A 17,630-nucleotide genomic window follows, 5' to 3' on the forward strand; every position below is an offset into this window, starting at 1 on the left:
CGCGATGTGTTCGGGACGCTCTTCTCGACGGGGCGGGGACTCGATGGGGCGGGGCCTCGGCCCAGCGGTGTCCACACGCTGAGGAGGCCCGGCCTACTCCAGGGTTTAGGCTGGACACGGCCTGCGTGTGGGCACCGGCGAGGATCAGGGAGAGCAGACAACCGTGAGCAGTAGCGACGAGACCGTCACCGCAGATCAGTCCGTCCCCGGGGCGCAGGCGGACCAGGCGGGGCCCGCCCACCGCTACGGCGCCGATCTCGCCGGCCGGATCGAGTCCCGCTGGCAGCGCGAGTGGTCCGAGCGCGGGACGTTCGAGGCCCCCAATCCCGTCGGCCCGCTCGCGCCCGCCGACGGCTCGGCGCCGCCCGAGGACAAGCTCTTCGTGCAGGACATGTTCCCGTATCCGTCCGGCGCCGGCCTGCACGTGGGGCACCCGCTGGGGTACATCGCCACCGACGTCTTCGCCCGCTACCACCGCATGCTCGGGACCAACGTCCTGCACACCCTGGGGTACGACGCGTTCGGACTCCCGGCCGAGCAGTACGCCGTGCAGACGGGCCAGCACCCGCGGGTCACCACCGAGGCCAACATCGTCAACATGGAGCGTCAGCTCGGGCGACTGGGTCTGGGCCACGACCGCCGGCGCGTGGTGGCCACTACGGACACCGAGTTCTACCGCTGGACGCAGTGGATCTTCCTGCAGATCCACGGCGCCTGGTACGACCCGGACGCTCCCGCCCGCACCACCGACGGCGGCGCGCATCCCACCCGCACCGGCCGCGCCCGGCCGATCTCCGAGCTGCGCGAGCAGTTCGCCTCCGGTGCCCGCCCGCTGCCCGAGGGGTTCGCCGGCCGGGACTGGTCCGACCTCACCGCGGCCGAGCAGGAAAAGGTCCTCGACTCCCACCGGCTGGTGTACCTGTCCGACTCCCAGGTCAACTGGTGTCCCGGGCTGGGCACCGTGCTGGCCAACGAGGAGGTCACCGCCGAGGGCCGCTCCGAGCGCGGCAACTTCCCGGTGTTCCGCAAGAACCTCTCCCAGTGGATGATGCGGATCACCGCCTACGCCGATCGGCTGGTCGACGACCTGGACAGACTGGACTGGACGGACAAGGTCAAGTCCATGCAGCGCAACTGGATCGGCCGCTCGCAGGGCGCCCGCGTGCGCTTCGCGGTGGCCGACAAGTCCATCGAGGTCTTCACCACCCGCCCCGACACGCTGTTCGGCGCCACCTACATGGTGCTCTCGCCCGAGCACCCGCTGGTCGACGAGCTGGCCGGGCCGTTCTGGCCGGACACGGCCGGCGGCGTCGGCGCCGGGGCGGCCGGCGACGCGGGCACAGGGGGGCTCGACGAGCGGTGGACCGGCGGGCACTCCTCCCCGGCCGAGGCCGTGCAGGAGTACCGCCGCCGGGCCGCCACCAAGTCCGATCTGGAGCGCCAGGAGAACAAGGACAAGACCGGCGTCTTCACCGGCGCCTACGCCGTCAATCCGGTCAACGGACAGCAGGTCCCGGTGTTCGTCGCGGACTACGTGCTCATGGGCTACGGCACCGGGGCGATCATGGCGGTGCCCGCCCACGACTCCCGCGACCACGAGTTCGCCACGGCCTTCGGTCTGCCGATCGTCCAGGTGGTCGCCCCGGCCGACGGGAGCGAGCTCGACGTGGCGGCCGAGGCGTACTCGGGCGACGGCGTCGCCGTGAACTCGACCAACGAGCTGGGGCTGTCGCTCGACGGACTCGGCGTCGACGAGGCCAAGGCCGCGACCATCGCCTGGCTCGAGGGTGAGGGCACCGGCGAGGGGACCGTCCAGTACAAGCTGCGCGACTGGCTGTTCGCCCGCCAGCGCTACTGGGGCGAGCCGTTCCCCGTGGTCTACGACGCCGACGGTGTCCCGCACGCACTGCCCGACGAGATGTTGCCCGTCGAGCTGCCCGAGGTCGAGGACTACAAGCCCGTCTCCTTCGACCCCGACGACGCGGACTCGATGCCCTCCCCGCCGCTGGCCAAGGCCACCGAGTGGATGACCGTAGAGTTGGACCTCGGCGACGGCGTGCAGACCTACACCCGCGACGCCAACGTGATGCCCAACTGGGCCGGTTCCAGCTGGTACCAGCTTCGCTACATCGATCCCACGAACTCCGACGAGCTGTGCGCGCTGGAGAACGAGCGCTACTGGACAGGGCCGCGGCCCGAGATCCACGGTGAGGGCGACCCCGGGGGAGTGGACCTCTACGTCGGTGGAGTCGAGCACGCGGTGCTGCACCTGCTCTATTCGCGGTTCTGGCACAAGGTCCTGTTCGACCTCGGCCACGTGACCAGCGAGGAGCCCTACCGCAGGCTGTTCAACCAGGGGTATATCCAGGCGTTCGCCTACACCGATTCGCGCGGCGTCTACGTCCCCGCTGCGGATGTAGAGGAGCGAGACGGGAAGTTTTACCTGGACAGCTCCCCCGACGCGCCCGAGGTGTTCCAGGAGTACGGAAAGATGGGCAAGTCGCTCAAGAACTCCGTCTCGCCCGACGAGATCTGCGACGAGTACGGTGCCGACACCCTGCGCGTGTACGAGATGTCCATGGGGCCGCTCGACACCTCCCGGCCCTGGGCCACGAAGGACGTCGTGGGGGCGCATCGCTTCCTGCAGCGCCTGTGGCGCGTGGTGATCGAGGAGTCCACCGGGCAGGCCCGCGTGACCGGGGACGAGCCTCCGCAGGAGGTGCTCAAGGCGCTGCACAAGGCCATCGCCGGGGTGCGCGATGACTACGCCGGACTGCGGGACAACACCGCGATCGCCAAGCTCATCGAGTACGTCAACTTCCTGACCAAGGCCTACCCGACGGAGGGGCCGGGGGCACCGCGGTCGGTCGTCGAACCGCTGGTGCTCATGGTGGCGCCCGTCGCCCCGCACCTGGCCGAGGAGCTGTGGTCGCGGCTCGGGCACACCGGGTCGCTGGCCCACGGCCCGTTCCCCGAGCACGACGAGTCCTACCTGGTCGAGGACTCGGTCGAGTACCCGGTGCAGATCAAGGGCAAGGTGCGCTCGCGCATCACCGTGTCCGCGGACGCCTCACCGGCCGAGGTCGAGGTCGCGGCCCTGGCCGACGAGAAGGTGCAGGCGAACCTCGACGGGGCGGCCCCGAAGAAGGTCATCGTGGTCCCGGGCAAGATGGTCAACATCGTGCCCTGACGGGAATCGCCCCGGCCTGCTGTGGGCGCGCGCTGCTTGCGGTGGGCCCGCGCGCCGGCGTGCTTTCGGCTTGCGCGCCCGGAATGGTCCCGTCCGGGCGCGCACCACGCCCGAATGCGTGCAGAGGGGCCGCGTAGGTCGGGGTGGGTGGGATGACGAATCAGTCCACCTGGAATCAGTCCACCCGGAACCAGCCCACCTGGAATCAGCCGACCTGGGATCAGCCCACCTGGACGAACACCGCCGAGGACGAGCCGATCAGGTAGGTGGTGGTGACAATCCACATGGCGTAGCTGGCGAAGAGCCACGGCCGCCACCTGATGTGCTGCTTCCACCGCCGGTACGTCTTGATGCCCGCCGTCACGGACAGGCCCACCGACAGCAGCAGCGGCAGAAGCACCACCTCGACGCGGTCCTGTGTCAGGCACGTGCCGCCGGGCTCCGTGCACCGCTCGCCGATACCTCCGCCGAACGCCACGAGCGCGACCGCGAAGAGGACGACGGCCGAGGCGGAGAGCAGGACGTAGCGAATGGCGTCGGTCGCCTGGCGCTCGTTGCGCTCAAGGCGCTCCAGTGGGTCGTCGGATTCGCCGATCGGCTGAAAAGTCATCGTCAGCCCCCCGCGAATCCGTTGTGCCCGCCTGCCTCGGCCACCTCGTCGACCGTCGCGATCCCCAGCTGCTGGTCTGTCACGGGTGGGAAGAGCGGACCCCCGCCGAAGGCACCCCGGTGCGACAGCGGCACCTCGCCGTCATCGTTCCTCAGGCCCTTCTCGCGACCGTATTCGGCGGTGATGATCGTGGACCCGCTCAACTCGGAGAGCGACGGGTCCTGGGCCAGCGCCGCGATCACGCGGCCGACGAAGGTCGGGTCCTCGGCGCGGTCCAGGGGGAAGCCGTTGAAGTCGTCCATCCCCAGAGACAGGATGAGCTCGGTGCGGATGAGCCCGAGCCACAGGGACAGGGTGGACACCCCGGTCCCGGCGAGTTCGTGCGCCATGTCCGAGGCCATCTTGTCGAGGGCGGTCTTGCTCATCCCGTAGAGCACGGTGTGGAACGGCGAGCGCGACCCGAAGGACGAGATGTTGACCATCAGACCCGACCCCTGCGGGACCATCACCTTGGCGGCCTCGCAGCACGCCACGTAGTGCGCGCGCAGGCCCACTCCCATGAGCGCGTCCCAGTCGCCGGCGGGCCGCTCCCAGAACTTGCCGTTGAAGCCCATGAAGCCCTTGGGGTTGGTCCAGACGTTGTTGACCAGCAGGTTGAGGCGGCCGGTCTCGGCGACGATGCGAGCGACGACGGCGACGATCTGCCCGTCGACGGAGTGATCGCACTCGAGCGGCCGAACCTGCCCGGGTGCTCCGTGCGCGGCCTCGACCGTGCCACGGAGCCGATCGGCCGAGCGCCCGGTGACGTACACGGTCCACCCGGCCTCGGCGAGAGCGGTGGCCACCCCCCGGCCCACGCCGCGGCTGCCGCCGGTGACCAGGGCCACGCGCGCGCTCACGAGTCGACTCCGGCGGCTGCGGGAGCCGAGTCGTCACTCCGGACGGTCTGGAGCTCAGGGAACGTCACCGTGGCGCTGTCGAGCGAGCGGGTGATCGACCAGCCCGGTGAGAACAGGCACTCGGCCACCACCCAGCGGCCACTCTCCACCACATAGACATCGGAGTACTCCCCGGTGGAGAGCGTCTCGGTGCCGTTCTCCCGGTCCACCTGTCGTAACTGCAGCGTCCAGGTGCCGGTGGCGCGCTGGGGTGCGTCCCCGTCCCCGGGGTCCTCGACAGCGATGGAGGGCATGAGGCCGTGGTGCATGTCGAGGATGCGGGGGCCGCCGTCGGAGGCGGTGGCCAGGGCGATCTGCCGGAAGATGCCGACCATCGTGTCCGGGTCGGTGCGGCCGAGCGGGCCGAAGTCCAGGACTCCGCCCTCGGCCACGAAGCAGTCCCGGAACCCCTGTGGGTCCTTGGCATCGCAGGCCCGCCAGTAACGGTGCTTGAGCTGCTCGATCGCCTGGCGGGCGCGGAATTCCTGCTCGAACTGCATGCGGGCCACGTTAGCCTAGGAAGCATGAGTCGAACACTGGTCGAGCTGTCCGATCGCTGGGACCTGCAGGACCTGGTGACCAGGTACGCGACCTGTATCGATGCCCGCGACTTCGAGGGGCTGGACAGGGTGTTCACCCCGGACGCCCGGGTAAGTTTCGAGGCCTCGGGAGGCCCCGCGGACGAGTATCCGGCGGTGCGGGCGTGGTTGGCGGAGATGCTCCCGATCTTCGCCTCGACCCAGCACCTCATGGGCAATCTCGCGGTGACCCTGGACGGGGACTGCGCGACCGGTCGTTGCATGTGCTTCAACCCGATGGCACTCAAGCCCGTGGAGGAGAAGGACCAGCAGGTGTTCTTCTACGGGCTCTGGTACGTGCTGGATTTCGTCCGCACCACCGAGGGCTGGCGGATCGACAGCCTCGCGCAGGAGCAGGCCTTCCACCACAACCTGCCCTGACCGCGCGTCAGACGGTGCCGCAGGAGTTCGGCGCCGGCACCCCGTGCACCCGGTCCATGAGATAGCGCGCGTTGGTGGCGCGTTCGGCCAGCATCGGCAGGGCGTGGTCGATCACCAGGCCCGGCGCCACAGCGGGGATCTCGGCGGTGCGCAGCTCGACGGTGGTGCCCTGGGCGCACCAGTCGCGGACCAGGTCGACCGCGGTGTGGTGCGGGACCACGTCGTCGTTCCGACCGATCAGGACCAGCGCGGGGACCGTGGGGGCCACCCGGCCGAGGTTGTAGCTCTCCAGGACCCGCAGGATCTCCGGCTCGGACCGGGCGGCGTCGGCCAGCGAGTTGCCGCTCACGGTGAACTCGCTGGTGCGACGAAGTCCGTACGCGAAGGCGGTCTCGGCGACACACTGCGTCGAGGTCACCTCGAGCATGCGGCGGCCCTCGTCGTTGAGCTGGCGGTCGAACGCAGGGCGCAGCTCGGGGTGCACCTGCAGGATCCCGTTGATGGCGTAGCCGACGGCTCCGGTGAGGACGCCGCCGTCGACGCGGTCGAGCGTGCCGAGCATGTCCGACGGTGGGGCTCCGGCCGCGACGCCCACGAGGTTGAGGTCCGGCGCGTACTCCCGGTGCATCTCGCCAGCGGCCGCCGCCGCGCCACCGCCCTGGGAGTACCCGCTCACCACCGTGGGGGAGTCGGGGGCGAGATCCGTTCCCGGCAGCCACACGGCGGCGCGGGCGGCGTCCAGGGCCGAGCGTCCCTGGGAGTCGCGGTTGACGTAGGGATGGTGGCCCGGGGTGCCCAGACCCTCGTAGTCGGTGACGACGACGGCGAAGCCCTCGGCGAGCATCGAGTAGGCGTCGATCAGCGAGTACCCGGCGGCCATGGAGATCGGGGCCGTCCCGACGCCGAGCCCCACCTCCATGGACTTCGAGGGCGCACACTGGTCCCCCTGTCCCTGTGTGCCGGGCGTGACCACGGCGAGCGGGCGCGGGCCGGGTCCGCTCCACGGGGCCCGGGGTTGGAGGTAGGTGCCGGTGACGGCGACGGGCCCACCCGCCGCACCGGTCGAGCGGTACATGATCCGCTGGGCGTCGGCGGTGAGAGTGCCGCCCGCGACGAGATCCGGAACGCTCGGCGTGATGGTCATGGGTTCACTGCGGATGACGGTGCCGGGGACCGCGGGTAGATCCGCCGGCGGGGTGTAGAACGCGGTCCGGTCGGGTGCGTTGGAGGAGCCCTGGCCGCCCGCCACGGGCTGCGCTGCGACCACCGGCACCGGGCCGATGACCAGCACCGGCGCCAGGGCCGCCGCCAGTCCGATCGCGAGCGCCCCGGCCAGGGTGGCCACGCCGCGGGTCGAGGTCCGGTCGGATGACGGTGATCTCACATGGTCTCCAGGGGTGTCGGCGCCGCGGGGACGACTGGGGCGCGTCCTGCGTTACTCGGAACTATAACCGGTGTCTGTTTTGCTCGTGGTCCAGGTCACAGGCGGGGAGCGCCTCGCGGGTTCGGTTCAACAGGAAACAATCGGTGGCCGGTGCCCGCGCTCATTGCTACGGTGGCGCCGTGCAGAACGACGTGTTGATGTGCTGGCGGAGCGACCCCGAGTGGATCCGCGCCGCCCATGCCGCCTTGGCGTAGCAGGCGCCTCACGGGCCCACCGGGAACGGGTGGGCCGAACGACAGTCGGGCAGGCGGACCACTCAGGGCCACGGGCCATCGCCGAACACCCACCGCGGCCGAGTCAGGCCGAGCCCGACCTGATCGAGGAGAACGACCAGGTGACCGCTAGCCCCCGCACTATCCACCTTCCCCTGTCGGAGTCGGATGTCCTGGTGAGCGCCCGCTCGCTGGACGAGTACACGGACATGTTCGAGCTGGATGCCGCGGACCTGGGCGGCCGGATCGTCGACTGCCCGGGCGGAGCGGCCAGCGCCGTCGCGGAGATCTGCGCCGCGGGTGGCGACGCGGTCGCGGTGGATCCGCAATACGCGCTCGGTGGTCGTGATCTGAGGGAACGGGTCCTGGCGGATCTGGATCGGTCGCTCCACCACTTCCACTCCCGGGATCTCGAGTACGACTGGGACGTCCGGGGAGGGGTCGTCGGTCACGAATCCGTCCGCCGGGCCGCGGCCGAGTCGATGCTCGCCGACCTCGAGGCCGCTCCCGGCCGGTACATCGCCGGGGCGCTGCCCGACCTGCCTCTGGCCTCCGACTCCGCGGACCTCGTCCTGTGCTCCCACCTGCTGTTCACCTACGCGGACCGGATGAGCACGGCCGACCATGTCGACGCGATCGTCGAGATGGCGCGGGTGGCGCCGGAGGTCCGCATCTACCCGCTGGTCGACCATTCGGGAAACCCCCTGCCCGAACTGGTCCGCAGCGTGATCGCCAAGCTGAAGAAGGAGCGGTTGACCAGCCGCATCGAACCGGTCGTCCGGCCGTTCCAGCTCGCGGCCACCACGAGGTTGGTGGTCGAGCGCATGACCCACCGGCGACCGTGATGCGACAGTCGGGGCTCAGCCGGACGTGAGGCGCAGGACCTGCTGTCCGGTGAACGGGGAGGCCTCCAGGCTGGTGAGCAGCGGCTGGGACCCGCCCACCTCCAAGGCCTGACCGGGCTGGAAGATGGTCCCCGAGCCCAGCGTGTACGCGACCAGGTCACACATCTGCCCGTAGAGGGCGCCGGGAGGCCCGGGGACGTCGAGCCGCTCGAGGTCGAGCCGACCGAAACGCCCGAGTCCGGTGGTGTACACGCACGACGTGGTCTCGGATTGCATACCCGCGCGCACTCCGACGAGCGCCGGGACGGGGAGCGGGTTGCCGGCGACGAGATCGCGGTAGGGGCCGGCGGGAAGGGTGGTGGCCGCGCCGCCGATGCTCACCGCGATCGCACCGGGGAGCGCGGTCAGCGCGGCGGTCACCGTGGCCACCGCGAGTTCGCACCGGAGCGTGTCGAGCCTGGGGTCCAGGTACTCGGGCTCGGCCGGCTCGCCGTCGTCCCCCACCGGTCCGAGACGGAAGGCGGCCACGACGACCTGCGACCGGTGTGAGTCCACCACACCCTGACCGCCGTTCCAGATGGCCAGGTTCTCGGTGTACCGGGACGCCTCGCCGTCGGCCACGGGCAGGTCGAGCGGGGTCACGACCACCGTGACGTCCTCGACGGACACGGCGGTCGCGGGGTCCTCGTCAGTTCCCGGATCGACGTCGTAGGAACCCTCGAAGATCTCGGCGAGCAGCTCGGTGACGTCGCGGTGGCCGGGCGCGGGGCGGTCGAGCAGGACAATCGCGACCGGGGTGCTCTTCCAGGACAGGTCCTCGCCGGTCTGCGGGTCCACCGCGCCCCCGGACCCGGCCCCGTCTCCGCTCTGGTGGTCGGAGCGCGTGTCGGCGGCGGGCTGGTCGGACTGCGGCGACTCGCTCATGTCCCCGAGGCTAGCGGGTCAGTTGAGTAGGAAGTCGATCACCAGGCGCTCGAACTTGTCCTTCTGCTCGATCATCGCCCAGTGGCCGCAGCGTGAGAACGCGTGGAGCTCGGCGCGGGGGAGCTGCCGGAACGCGAAATGCGCCTGCTCATAGGGCAGCATGCGGTCGTCGCGACCCCAGATGAGCAGGGTCTCCTGGCGGATCTGGGAGGCCCGGGCGTACAGCGGGGTGTAGGCGTTCTCGGGCTTGAGGATCGAGCCGAAGATGGCGTACATCCGCTCGACCGCGCCGGGGGCGGTCGCCGCCTCGGTCCTGGTCCGGATGAGCTCGTCGGACACGACCTTCTTGTTGCCCACCATCGTGTCCACCCAGGCGGCCATGGACTCGTCGGAGGGCGAGGCGAGGAAGTCGAACAGGCGCCGGGAGCCCTCACTGGGTTCGGGGGTGAACAGCGGCGCCGCCAGGCCGCCCGGGCCCATGAGCGCCATCTTGCGGACGCGGCCGGGGTAGGCCAGCGCGGTCTCGCAGGCCACGTTGCCGCCCATCGAGTTGCCGATGATGTCGACCTTCTCGATCCCCTTGGCCTCGCAGAAAGCGTCGATCGCCTCGGCGGCGATCAGGGGATAGGCCTTCTCCCAGTCGAGGTCCGAGCTCTTCCCGAAACCGGGCATGTCGAGCAGGATCGTGTGGAATCGCTCGGCGAAGACCGGGAGGTTGCCCGCGAAGTTGGACCACGCGGTGACGCCCGGGCCGGAGCCGTGGAGGAAGAGCACGGGCACGGCGCTCTCGGGCTCCGCGACACTCTGCTCTCCCGCCTCGTGGAAGTGCAGCTCGAAGCGGCCGGCGGTGAGGGTCTTGCTGGTGGACTCGAAGTCGAGGGCGCTCATGGGGGCCACGATACTGGAACAGGTTCTAGAACCGGCCGCCTCGCGGGAAATGGGGCCCGGTCGGGGATGGGCCGGAGATCGGCCGGAGATAAGTCAGCCGCGCGGGGAGTCCCAGAACATCCCCGCGCGGCGATGGCGAGGACTTTACTCGGAAATTCTCATGTGACAAGTAGATAACGATTGTGGTGTCGGTCACATATATGACGCGACCTCGACCGACCGCTGCCGCGCACGATGGCCGGCCACATGTTGACGGCGTGTCCAGATTCCGCTCGGCCGTCAGCGCATCACCCGATTCAGGAACGCGGTGGCGTCCGGAGTCGCCGCGTAGACCGTCCCGCTGTGGTCCCTGTCCGGATAGACGTGGAGTTCGAATGGTTGGCGGTTCAGCGTCATCTCCGCCGCGAGCGACAGCGCGGAGGGTGCGGGCACGTCCAGGTCGAGCAGACCCTGGCCCAGGAAGACCGGGCGGTCGTATCCGGTGGCCGGGGTCCCCATGTACCGCTGGAGAAGTCCGAAGACGTCCGGGATGTCCCTGACCGGTCTGGTCAGGGCCTGGGATATCTGGAAATCGCCCACCGCGGCCCGCATGTCCTCGTAGCAGAGGTGTTCGGCGGCGTCGACCATCTCGCGGCCGCGAGGGGTGAGGAAGTCATCGAGGCCGACCTCGGGGTGCTGGTCCCGGAGGCCGGCGAGGATGTAGAGGGCGTAGAGGTTCAGGCCCGTGGGCAGCGACACCGGAGGGAAGCCGGGCCCGCCCCACTGGAAGAGGTGCTCGAGGTTGGCCGGTGCACCCGTGGCCACGACGCCCCGGTAGTCCAGCCCCGACGGCGTGCCCAGTTCGGTGGCCCGGGTGGCGGTGACCAGGGCGGCGCCTGCTCCCTGCGACTGGCCCACCGCGGCCCACGTCGGGGAGAGCGGGAGGCCGTCTGCGCGTGCGGCGATCACCGCGTCGACGATCCCGTGGGCCGCGACCTGCCCGTTGAGGTAGCTGAGCAGGCCCGGCGTCCCGAGCCCCACATAGTCGGCCGCCACGACCGCGTACCCCTGCCGCAGCCAGTGGCCGAGGTACTCGGCGTCGCGCTCGGAGCGCGGGTGCGTAGAGGGGGCGCAGTCGTCGCCGAGACCGGTGGTCCCGTGTGCCCAGGCCACTACCGGCCACCCGCCCGGCGGGGGAGCGCCGTGCGGCAGGAACACCGCCGAGGTCGCGATCGCGGGGTTCCCGTGCTGGTCGATCGTGCCGTACGCCGAGCGCACCGCCCGCCCGGCCTCGGGTAGCGAGAGCGAGGGGTCCAGTGGCACGGTCGCGGAGGTGACGCCGGGCGCGGGGATCGGTCGGTCCCACTGGCGGGTGTCCAGGCCCGACCACCGCGGTGCTGGTTGGGCGGAGGTTGCCGGTGCGGCGCTGGCGGTGGGAGCGGTGAGGGAGGTGACGACGACGAGGGCGGCGACCGCTGCGGCCAGCGGACGGCGGGGGCGGGAGGCGAAGGGGCGCATGAGCGGAGACTAACCGCCGTGCTCAGTGGGTTTCCGTCTTCCGGTCCAATCCGAAATGCTCGCCCAACCGCGTCCCGGCTCTGCTTCCTGCGATCAGTAACGTGGGATCCGTGGCGCACAGAGGCATAGACATCCCCGACCTCACCGGTCAGACATGGCTCATCACGGGGGCGACCAGCGGCGTCGGCCTGGAGACCGCCCGCGCCGCGTCGGATCGCGGCGCGCGGGTGATCCTCGCCGTCCGGGACACCGGGCGGGGACGCGATGTCGCGACCGCGCTGCCGGGCCCGTCTCGGATTGTCGAGCTGGATCTGGCCTCGCTGGAGAGCGTGAGAAACGCCGCGGACGAGCTGAACGGGGCGGAGTCCGAACCGATCGACATGCTGGTCAACAACGCCGGTGCCATCACACCCCGTCGCCGCGAGACCACAGACGGATTAGAGATGCTGCTCGGCGTCAACGTGCTCGGACCGTTCCTCTTCACTAACCTCGTCCTCCCGAGTGTGCGGCGTCGTGTGGTGATCGTTGGGTCCAACGCCCACAAGGCCGGGACCTTCGATTTCGATGACCCGCACTTCGAGCGACGTCGGTGGACCCCCGCGGCGGCCTACGCCCAGTCCAAGCTCGGGGACATGCTGTGGGGGCTCGCGCTGGACCAGCGGTTGCGGGACCGACGCTCGGAGGCGGCGGCGCCGGGGGTGGACGTGCAGATCACGCACCCCGGCTGGGCGGCGACCGGCATCTCCAATGCCAGTGGTAACGCCGTGGTCGACCGAGTGCTCACCGGCGTCTGCTCGGTGTTCGCGCAACCCGCGGACCAGGCGGCGCTCACCACGATGGCCGCCGCCACCCGGCCGCTCCCGTCGTGCAGCTACACCGGGCCGGACGGGCTGCGGAACCTCAGGGGGATGCCCACCCTCATCGGCCGGAGTGCCGAGGCCTCGGATCCGGAGATCGCCGAGCGGTTGTGGCGGTTCGCGGAGTCCTCGGTCGCCCGGGCCTGAGCGGAGGTCTCGGCACCCCGGCGGTCTTGGCACCCCTCATCGCGGGGCCTGCTCAGCGGCCACGATGCCCGACGCCCACCCCGGTGCCGACCCGTGGTCCGGCGGGCCCAGTGCCGCCGCGTCGATCCCCGAGGTCTGCAGAAGCCAGGAGATCAGCGAGTTGGAGTTCCACATTTCGCCCGTTCCCGTCGCATCACGTCCCCAGGTATGCCGCGGGACTTCCGCGACACGCCCCAGCAGCGCGTCGGCCTCGACCGCGGACAGCGCGATCAGAGTGGGCGGCTGCGGTGCCCAGGCGAGATCCGGGATCCGGCCGTCGACCTGGCAGCGGACCTCGTACCGGAACAAGCGCGATCGGCCCAGCCAGTGCAGGCCGACGGGTCCGGTCGCCACGACCCCGTCCGACCCGCTGAGCGGCCCCCACGCCGGCGCCATCTCGATGGCACATCGGCCGTGCCCGGTGAACACCTCGAGCGCGGCGTGGAACAGCGGCCGGCTGGGGCGGTGTTCGCGACGCGCGTGGAACTCCTCCCACCAGCGGCTGGTGTGGACCACCACGTGGCCGCCGGCTCCGACCGGCAGCCACCACAGCGCCACGCCCGTCTCCCTCACACCGTCCACTTCACGCCCCACCGCGCCGGGGCCGGCGCCACGGACGTGGGCGCGGGATCGCGCGGCGGGAAGCGCCACAGCAGGAGACCGGGAGCGAGCACGGCGATGCTCACGCCCAGGCCCGCCAGGTGGATCTCCACGTCAGGAACGTTAGTCGCCGGAGCACCACACCCACCGGCGTCGACGACATGATCAGCGCGCGCCGACGAAATCCACGATCAGTCGTGTGACCAGGTCGGGGCGCTCCACCTGGAGGAAATGGCCGGCGTCCGGCACGGTCTCCACCCGGCTCCCGTCAGGGAGAACGGACGCCGCGAGCGTGGCCCACTCCGCGAGCATGCACCCGTCGTCTCGTCCGTGCAGGTAGAGCATCGGGACGGTGGTGGGGCTTAATATCGCCCGCTGGACGGCGGTGCACTCCGGCGGCACCGTCCACGGACGCGCCGCGTGACGGTAATAGCGGAGGACCTCGGTGCGCCGGGGTTCGATCGCCGACCACGCCGCGTCGAGGTGGGGGCCGGCCTCGAGACCGGGCGACCACCGGCGCCACAGCAGGGGAACCACGGTGGGCAGTGACCGTTCCGCGAGCACCGGCAGCTGCTGGAAAGCGATGTACCAGCTCAGCCTCGCCTGCCTGAGCAGCCGGGCGACGGAGGCGAGGATGCCACCCTCCCGCGATAAGAACGCGGCCGGCGGGGGCACGGCCATCGTCACGACGCGCCGATAGGGCTGGTCGGCGAGCCCGGCGACGGCGTGCGCGGCGACCGCACCCCAGTCGTGTCCGACGAGGACCGCCCGGTCATCACCGCCGAGCAATGCGTGCAACTCGATCGCGTCGTGGGCCAGGCTGCCGATGTGATACGACCCGTCTGTGGGAACGCCGGAGGGCGCATACCCCCGCGTGAACGGGGCGACCACCCGGTAGCCCGCGTCCACGAGTCCCGGGGCCACCCCCTGCCAGGAATGGGGCGAATCGGGGTATCCGTGCAGCAGGACCGCGAGGGGAGCGTTCTCGGGGCCCCAGGAGAGTGCGACGAAATTGACGTGGCGACCCGCGAGCCGGATGGTTCGGTGCTCCTCCATGGGTGCCCACCTTATGGCCCGCCGGGCCTCCCGACGCGGGTCCTGACGTATCCGGCACCGGCCTGCTATGTGAGGTGGTCGTGCTCGCCGTCGACCCACTCGGCATAGCGCTCCGCCGAGCGCTGTACGGCGTCGCCGGCGTCATGGGGGACGCAGCCGCCGAAGTTCGCGTAGATCCGGTCGACGTCATAGCGCGAGACGTGGTCGGCGATGCGCCGGACCACCGCTCCGGACAGTGGCATCCAATTGGGGAACGAGCGCATGAACGTGACCCAGCGGGGATCGGCGACGGTGCCGATGGTGTCGCCGGTGAACAGCACCCCCCGGCCGTCGCGCGCGGTCCAGTGGACCACCGCGCTGCCCGGGAAGTGGCCCCCGGGTTGCGAGGCGCGGACACCCGGCAGGATCTCGATCTCGTCGCCCCGGTGACCTCCGCCCCAGACCACGGTGTTGCGGGGCCGAAGTCCCAGCCAGTGTTGGTCCGGGGCCGAGACGTAGACCGGGGCGTCGTCGAACGCCGCGGACCACAGGGACTGGACGCCGTACATGTGCGGATGGGAGGCGATGATGGCCGAGACCCCACCCCACCCGCGTACCGCGGTGACGGCCTCCTCGGTGATGTGGTTCGGCGCCTCGACCATCACGTTCCCGTGGTCCGTGCGGATGAGCGCCGGCTTCTGTCCGATCCCGGGACAGTCCCGGTGGACCAGGTTGATCACGTCCGCTTCGCGCTCGGCGAACTCGATCCGCCCGCCACGCGCCGAGGACTCCCCCGGGTGGGTCCAGCGTTGGCCGCCGGCCGGGACGTACTGCCGATCGTCGGCGCAGATCGGACACGTCTCGGGCAAAGGTTCGGCGCGCTCGACCCCGCAGGTGGCGCACTGCGTGACGGACCCCGCGGCGGCGGGGGTCATGAGATGTCGCCCTCCGTGGCCACGGAATGCCATTCAACGCCGACCAGCACCTCGAGGTCGCCGTTGACCGGACGCGCTTCGGGCTGGAGTGTCACGGCGTGCTCGAGCGCCTCCTGGGCGTTGTCGAACTCGCCCAGATCGATGGTGCGGTCCGGAGTGCGGAGGCGGAAAGTCGACATGTGCTCCAGTGTCCCCGTGCGGCCGCGAGGGTGCATCCGTCGTGCCCCCACTCGGCCGGACCCGCCGCCGTCACTGCCCGGAGACTCTTCCCGGGCGCCGACGACAGGAGCACAATGTGCAGCAGTGTCGCTGCCCGAGGAGGATTCATGATGTCGTCGTCGTCCCCGGTCCCGCCCCGGGACCAGCCGCACGGTCCGCCCCCCGGCTACCCCGACCTCGGCCCGGAGCCCCTGGTCGGCGTCCGCGTGTTCACCGCGCCCGCGGTGCCCACGGCGGTGGTCCGGGCGACGGCCGTGCCCATGGCCACCATCGCTGAGTTCTTCGATTCGGCGTTCGGCACGGCGCTTCCCGCGTTGTTCGCCGCAGGGGTGACGCCTGCCGCCGCCCCGTTCGCGTCGTACACCAGGATTACCGAGGAGCCGGAACCCCAGGCAGACCTGGAGATCGGATTCCCCCTGGCCGAGCCGCTGCCCGATGGGGTCGTCGCAGAGCCGGAGGGAGAGGGCGGGATGCGCGTGGTGGCATCCGAACTCCCAGCCGGGCAGGTCGCCGCGATGAGTTACCTCGGGTCCTACGACGGGCTGGGTGAGGCGTGGCAGGAGTTCATGGGTGAGATCGGCTCCCTGGGGCGAGCCCCGGGAACTCCGTTCTGGGAGGCGTACGTGACCGAACCGTCGCCGGACATCGATCCCGCGACCCTGCGCACCGACCTGTTCTGCCCGGTGCGCACGCCCGACGACGCGGCCTGATCGGCTCGGGGGCCCGTCTACTCCATGTCCTCGAGCGAGCGGCCGGTGGTCTCGGGGATGAACCTGGCCACGAACAGCAACGACAGCAGCGCCGACACCGCGTAGAAGCCGTAGGTGAACGTCAGGCTGAACTCGGCCATCGGCGGGAACGCGGTGGAGACCGCGAAGTTCGCCAACCACTGGGCGGCCGCGGCCAGACCGAGCGCCGCCGTGCGGATACGGTTGTTGAACATCTCGCCGAGCAGCACCCACACCGCCGGGCCCCAGGACATACCGAAGAACACGACGAAGCCGTTGGCGGCGATCAGCGCGACGAGCCCCTGGGTGTCCCCGAGTTGGGGTGCGAGTTCGCCGTCGGCCCCCGGACCCATCGTGGCGGTGCTGAACATCAGGGCCATCACCGCGAGCGAGACGGTCATCCCCACAGACCCCGTCATGAGCAGTCTGCGGCGGCCGATCTTGTCGATCAGCGCGATGGCCACGATCGTCACGACGATGTTCGTCACCGAGGTGATGACGGTCTGGGTGAGCGCGTCCGCCTCGGTGAAGCCGACCGACTGCCACAGGGAGGTGGAGTAGTAGAAGATCACGTTGATGCCCACGGCCTGCTGGAAGACCGACAGGATGATGCCGATCCACACGATCGGCAGGAGGTTCCTTCCGCCCGGGGTGAGCATGTCCTGCCAGGACCGCTTCCTGTCCTCGCGGACCGTCGCCCGGATCTCGGTGATCCGGTTGTCGACACCACTGGACTGGATGGTGCGCAGCACGTCCCGCGCCTCGCTGACCAGACCCTTGGCCAGCAGATAGCGGGGGGACTCGGGGATCATGAGTGCCAGCACCCCGTAGGTGAGGGCGGGAACGAGTTCGGTGAGGAACATCCAGCGCCAGGCCTGGATCCCCATCCACAGCTCCTCGATCGCGCCGCCGGCCACGGACGCCAGCCAGGCATCGGAGAGCAGGGCCACGAAGATGCCGGAGACGATCGCGAGCTGTTGCAGGGAACCGAGGCGACCGCGGATCGAGGGCGGGGCCACCTCCGCGATGTACGCCGGCGCGATGACGGAGGCCGCCCCCACGCCCAGTCCACCGACCACCCGCCAGAGGATGAGATCCCACGGACCGAAGGCCAGGCCTGACCCGAGTGCACTGGCGGTGAACAGCGCCGATGCCAGGACCATGACTCGGGTGCGTCCCCAGCGGTCGGCCAGACGGCCCGCGAGATACGCACCTACGATGCAGCCGAGTAGCGCCGAGGAGACCACGAACCCGGTGAGGCCGGCGTTCATCCCGAACGACTCCTGGACGGCGTCGACCGCGCCGTTGATGACCGCGGTGTCGAACCCGAACAGGAACCCGCCGAGGGCCGCGACCAGGGAGATGATCACCACCCGGCCGGTGTGGAAGGACTCCTCGTCCGAGCTCTTGGCCGAAATGTTCGGTGTGGACATGGCGTACCCCGTTCCCGGGCCGGATGGACGTCCAGTTCTCTGGTGAACGGAGCGTAGGCCCGCGACGAGTGTGGTGCAAGTCACACTTTTTTCACCTGTTGTGCGGTAACGATCCTCTCGACGAGAACAC

General features: G+C 70.4%; 18 protein-coding genes. 5 read left to right on the forward strand and 13 right to left on the reverse strand.

The window, feature by feature from the left end:
- The first annotated feature begins 163 nt into the window (after nucleotides 1-163).
- A complete protein-coding gene (locus tag H483_RS20905; RefSeq protein WP_031264367.1) occupies nucleotides 164-3,190 on the forward strand; it encodes a leucine--tRNA ligase in 3,027 nt (1,008 codons plus the stop codon).
- Nucleotides 3,191-3,410: 220 nt separating this feature from the next.
- On the opposite strand, the gene H483_RS20910 is transcribed toward H483_RS20905, so the two are convergent.
- Genes H483_RS20910 through H483_RS20920 form a run of 3 tightly spaced genes read right to left on the reverse strand, consistent with a single transcriptional unit; the run spans nucleotide 3,411 to nucleotide 5,238 of the window.
- Nucleotides 3,411-3,800, reverse strand: a complete 390-nt coding sequence (locus H483_RS20910; RefSeq protein WP_017835184.1) for a hypothetical protein — start codon at nucleotides 3,798-3,800, stop codon at nucleotides 3,411-3,413.
- A 2-nt stretch (nucleotides 3,801-3,802) separates the two neighbouring features.
- The gene (locus H483_RS20915; protein ID WP_017835185.1) at nucleotides 3,803-4,699 is read right to left on the reverse strand and encodes an SDR family NAD(P)-dependent oxidoreductase; all 897 of its coding nucleotides are present in this window, start codon (nucleotides 4,697-4,699) and stop codon (nucleotides 3,803-3,805) included.
- Nucleotides 4,696-5,238, reverse strand: coding sequence for a nuclear transport factor 2 family protein (locus tag H483_RS20920; RefSeq protein WP_017835186.1), 543 nt, complete (start codon nucleotides 5,236-5,238; stop codon nucleotides 4,696-4,698). The genes H483_RS20915 and H483_RS20920 overlap by 4 nt, the downstream gene beginning before the upstream one ends.
- 24 nt (nucleotides 5,239-5,262) lie before the next feature.
- Here H483_RS20920 and H483_RS20925 point away from each other — a divergent pair, with 24 nt between their 5' ends.
- Entirely contained in the window at nucleotides 5,263-5,697 is a 435-nt protein-coding gene (locus H483_RS20925; protein WP_017835187.1) for a nuclear transport factor 2 family protein, read from the forward strand.
- A 7-nt stretch (nucleotides 5,698-5,704) separates the two neighbouring features.
- Here H483_RS20925 and H483_RS20930 read toward each other — a convergent pair whose 3' ends face one another.
- Nucleotides 5,705-7,081, reverse strand: coding sequence for a lipase family protein (locus H483_RS20930; protein WP_017835188.1), 1,377 nt, complete (start codon nucleotides 7,079-7,081; stop codon nucleotides 5,705-5,707).
- A gap of 394 nt (nucleotides 7,082-7,475) precedes the next feature.
- On the opposite strand from H483_RS20930, the gene H483_RS20935 reads away from it, so the two are divergent.
- Nucleotides 7,476-8,198, forward strand: a complete 723-nt coding sequence (locus tag H483_RS20935) for a hypothetical protein (RefSeq protein ID WP_052308359.1) — start codon at nucleotides 7,476-7,478, stop codon at nucleotides 8,196-8,198.
- A 15-nt stretch (nucleotides 8,199-8,213) separates the two neighbouring features.
- Here H483_RS20935 and H483_RS20940 read toward each other — a convergent pair whose 3' ends face one another.
- The 3 genes from H483_RS20940 to H483_RS20950 form a co-directional block, all read right to left on the reverse strand.
- A complete protein-coding gene (locus tag H483_RS20940; protein ID WP_017835190.1) occupies nucleotides 8,214-9,122 on the reverse strand; it encodes a hypothetical protein in 909 nt (302 codons plus the stop codon).
- An 18-nt stretch (nucleotides 9,123-9,140) separates the two neighbouring features.
- The gene (locus H483_RS20945) at nucleotides 9,141-10,010 is read right to left on the reverse strand and encodes an alpha/beta fold hydrolase (protein WP_017835191.1); all 870 of its coding nucleotides are present in this window, start codon (nucleotides 10,008-10,010) and stop codon (nucleotides 9,141-9,143) included.
- Between the two features lie 279 nt (nucleotides 10,011-10,289).
- On the reverse strand, nucleotides 10,290-11,507 hold the full coding sequence (locus tag H483_RS20950; RefSeq protein WP_017835192.1) for a S9 family peptidase: 1,218 nt from the start codon (nucleotides 11,505-11,507) through the stop codon (nucleotides 10,290-10,292).
- A 110-nt stretch (nucleotides 11,508-11,617) separates the two neighbouring features.
- Here H483_RS20950 and H483_RS20955 point away from each other — a divergent pair, with 110 nt between their 5' ends.
- Nucleotides 11,618-12,511 carry an SDR family NAD(P)-dependent oxidoreductase gene (locus tag H483_RS20955; protein ID WP_017835193.1) on the forward strand — a complete coding sequence of 298 codons (894 nt, stop codon included), beginning with the start codon at nucleotides 11,618-11,620 and terminating at the stop codon, nucleotides 12,509-12,511.
- A gap of 36 nt (nucleotides 12,512-12,547) precedes the next feature.
- Here H483_RS20955 and H483_RS20960 read toward each other — a convergent pair whose 3' ends face one another.
- From H483_RS20960 to H483_RS20975, 5 genes are all read right to left on the reverse strand, one after another.
- Nucleotides 12,548-13,123, reverse strand: coding sequence for a hypothetical protein (locus H483_RS20960; protein ID WP_052308361.1), 576 nt, complete (start codon nucleotides 13,121-13,123; stop codon nucleotides 12,548-12,550).
- Complete coding sequence (locus H483_RS39475; RefSeq protein ID WP_017835195.1) at nucleotides 13,120-13,263, reverse strand: hypothetical protein; 144 nt, start codon at nucleotides 13,261-13,263, stop codon at nucleotides 13,120-13,122. Before H483_RS39475 ends, H483_RS20960 begins: the two co-directional genes overlap by 4 nt.
- 52 nt (nucleotides 13,264-13,315) lie before the next feature.
- Nucleotides 13,316-14,206 carry an alpha/beta fold hydrolase gene (locus tag H483_RS20965; RefSeq protein ID WP_017835196.1) on the reverse strand — a complete coding sequence of 297 codons (891 nt, stop codon included), beginning with the start codon at nucleotides 14,204-14,206 and terminating at the stop codon, nucleotides 13,316-13,318.
- 65 nt (nucleotides 14,207-14,271) lie between these two features.
- Nucleotides 14,272-15,120, reverse strand: a complete 849-nt coding sequence (locus tag H483_RS20970) for a hydrolase (RefSeq protein WP_017835197.1) — start codon at nucleotides 15,118-15,120, stop codon at nucleotides 14,272-14,274.
- Nucleotides 15,117-15,299 carry a hypothetical protein gene (locus H483_RS20975; protein WP_017835198.1) on the reverse strand — a complete coding sequence of 61 codons (183 nt, stop codon included), beginning with the start codon at nucleotides 15,297-15,299 and terminating at the stop codon, nucleotides 15,117-15,119. The genes H483_RS20970 and H483_RS20975 overlap by 4 nt, the downstream gene beginning before the upstream one ends.
- Nucleotides 15,300-15,446: 147 nt before the next feature.
- On the opposite strand from H483_RS20975, the gene H483_RS20980 reads away from it, so the two are divergent.
- On the forward strand, nucleotides 15,447-16,049 hold the full coding sequence (locus tag H483_RS20980) for a GyrI-like domain-containing protein (protein ID WP_017835199.1): 603 nt from the start codon (nucleotides 15,447-15,449) through the stop codon (nucleotides 16,047-16,049).
- A gap of 17 nt (nucleotides 16,050-16,066) precedes the next feature.
- Here the strand turns inward: H483_RS20980 and H483_RS20985 are convergent, their stop codons facing one another.
- Entirely contained in the window at nucleotides 16,067-17,500 is a 1,434-nt protein-coding gene (locus H483_RS20985; RefSeq protein ID WP_017835200.1) for a sugar porter family MFS transporter, read from the reverse strand.
- Nucleotides 17,501-17,630 lie beyond the last annotated feature (130 nt).

The sequence above is a fragment of the Dietzia sp. UCD-THP genome, assembly GCF_000349585.1.
GTDB classification, from domain to species: domain Bacteria; phylum Actinomycetota; class Actinomycetes; order Mycobacteriales; family Mycobacteriaceae; genus Dietzia; species Dietzia natronolimnaea_A.

What these genes read in the sequence shown, in the direction of transcription:
- H483_RS20940 (WP_017835190.1), bottom strand. Translation starts at nt 9,122, where the DNA reads ATGAGCGAGTCGCCGCAGTCCGACCAGCCCGCCGCCGACACGCGCTCC.
- H483_RS20950 (WP_017835192.1), bottom strand. Translation starts at nt 11,507, where the DNA reads ATGCGCCCCTTCGCCTCCCGCCCCCGCCGTCCGCTGGCCGCAGCGGTC.
- H483_RS20945 (WP_017835191.1), bottom strand. Translation starts at nt 10,010, where the DNA reads ATGAGCGCCCTCGACTTCGAGTCCACCAGCAAGACCCTCACCGCCGGC.
- H483_RS20920 (WP_017835186.1), bottom strand. Translation starts at nt 5,238, where the DNA reads ATGCAGTTCGAGCAGGAATTCCGCGCCCGCCAGGCGATCGAGCAGCTC.
- H483_RS20970 (WP_017835197.1), bottom strand. Translation starts at nt 15,120, where the DNA reads ATGACCCCCGCCGCCGCGGGGTCCGTCACGCAGTGCGCCACCTGCGGG.
- H483_RS20910 (WP_017835184.1), bottom strand. Translation starts at nt 3,800, where the DNA reads ATGACTTTTCAGCCGATCGGCGAATCCGACGACCCACTGGAGCGCCTT.
- H483_RS20985 (WP_017835200.1), bottom strand. Translation starts at nt 17,500, where the DNA reads ATGTCCACACCGAACATTTCGGCCAAGAGCTCGGACGAGGAGTCCTTC.
- H483_RS20925 (WP_017835187.1), top strand. Translation starts at nt 5,263, where the DNA reads ATGAGTCGAACACTGGTCGAGCTGTCCGATCGCTGGGACCTGCAGGAC.
- H483_RS20980 (WP_017835199.1), top strand. Translation starts at nt 15,447, where the DNA reads ATGATGTCGTCGTCGTCCCCGGTCCCGCCCCGGGACCAGCCGCACGGT.
- H483_RS20965 (WP_017835196.1), bottom strand. Translation starts at nt 14,206, where the DNA reads ATGGAGGAGCACCGAACCATCCGGCTCGCGGGTCGCCACGTCAATTTC.
- H483_RS20975 (WP_017835198.1), bottom strand. Translation starts at nt 15,299, where the DNA reads ATGTCGACTTTCCGCCTCCGCACTCCGGACCGCACCATCGATCTGGGC.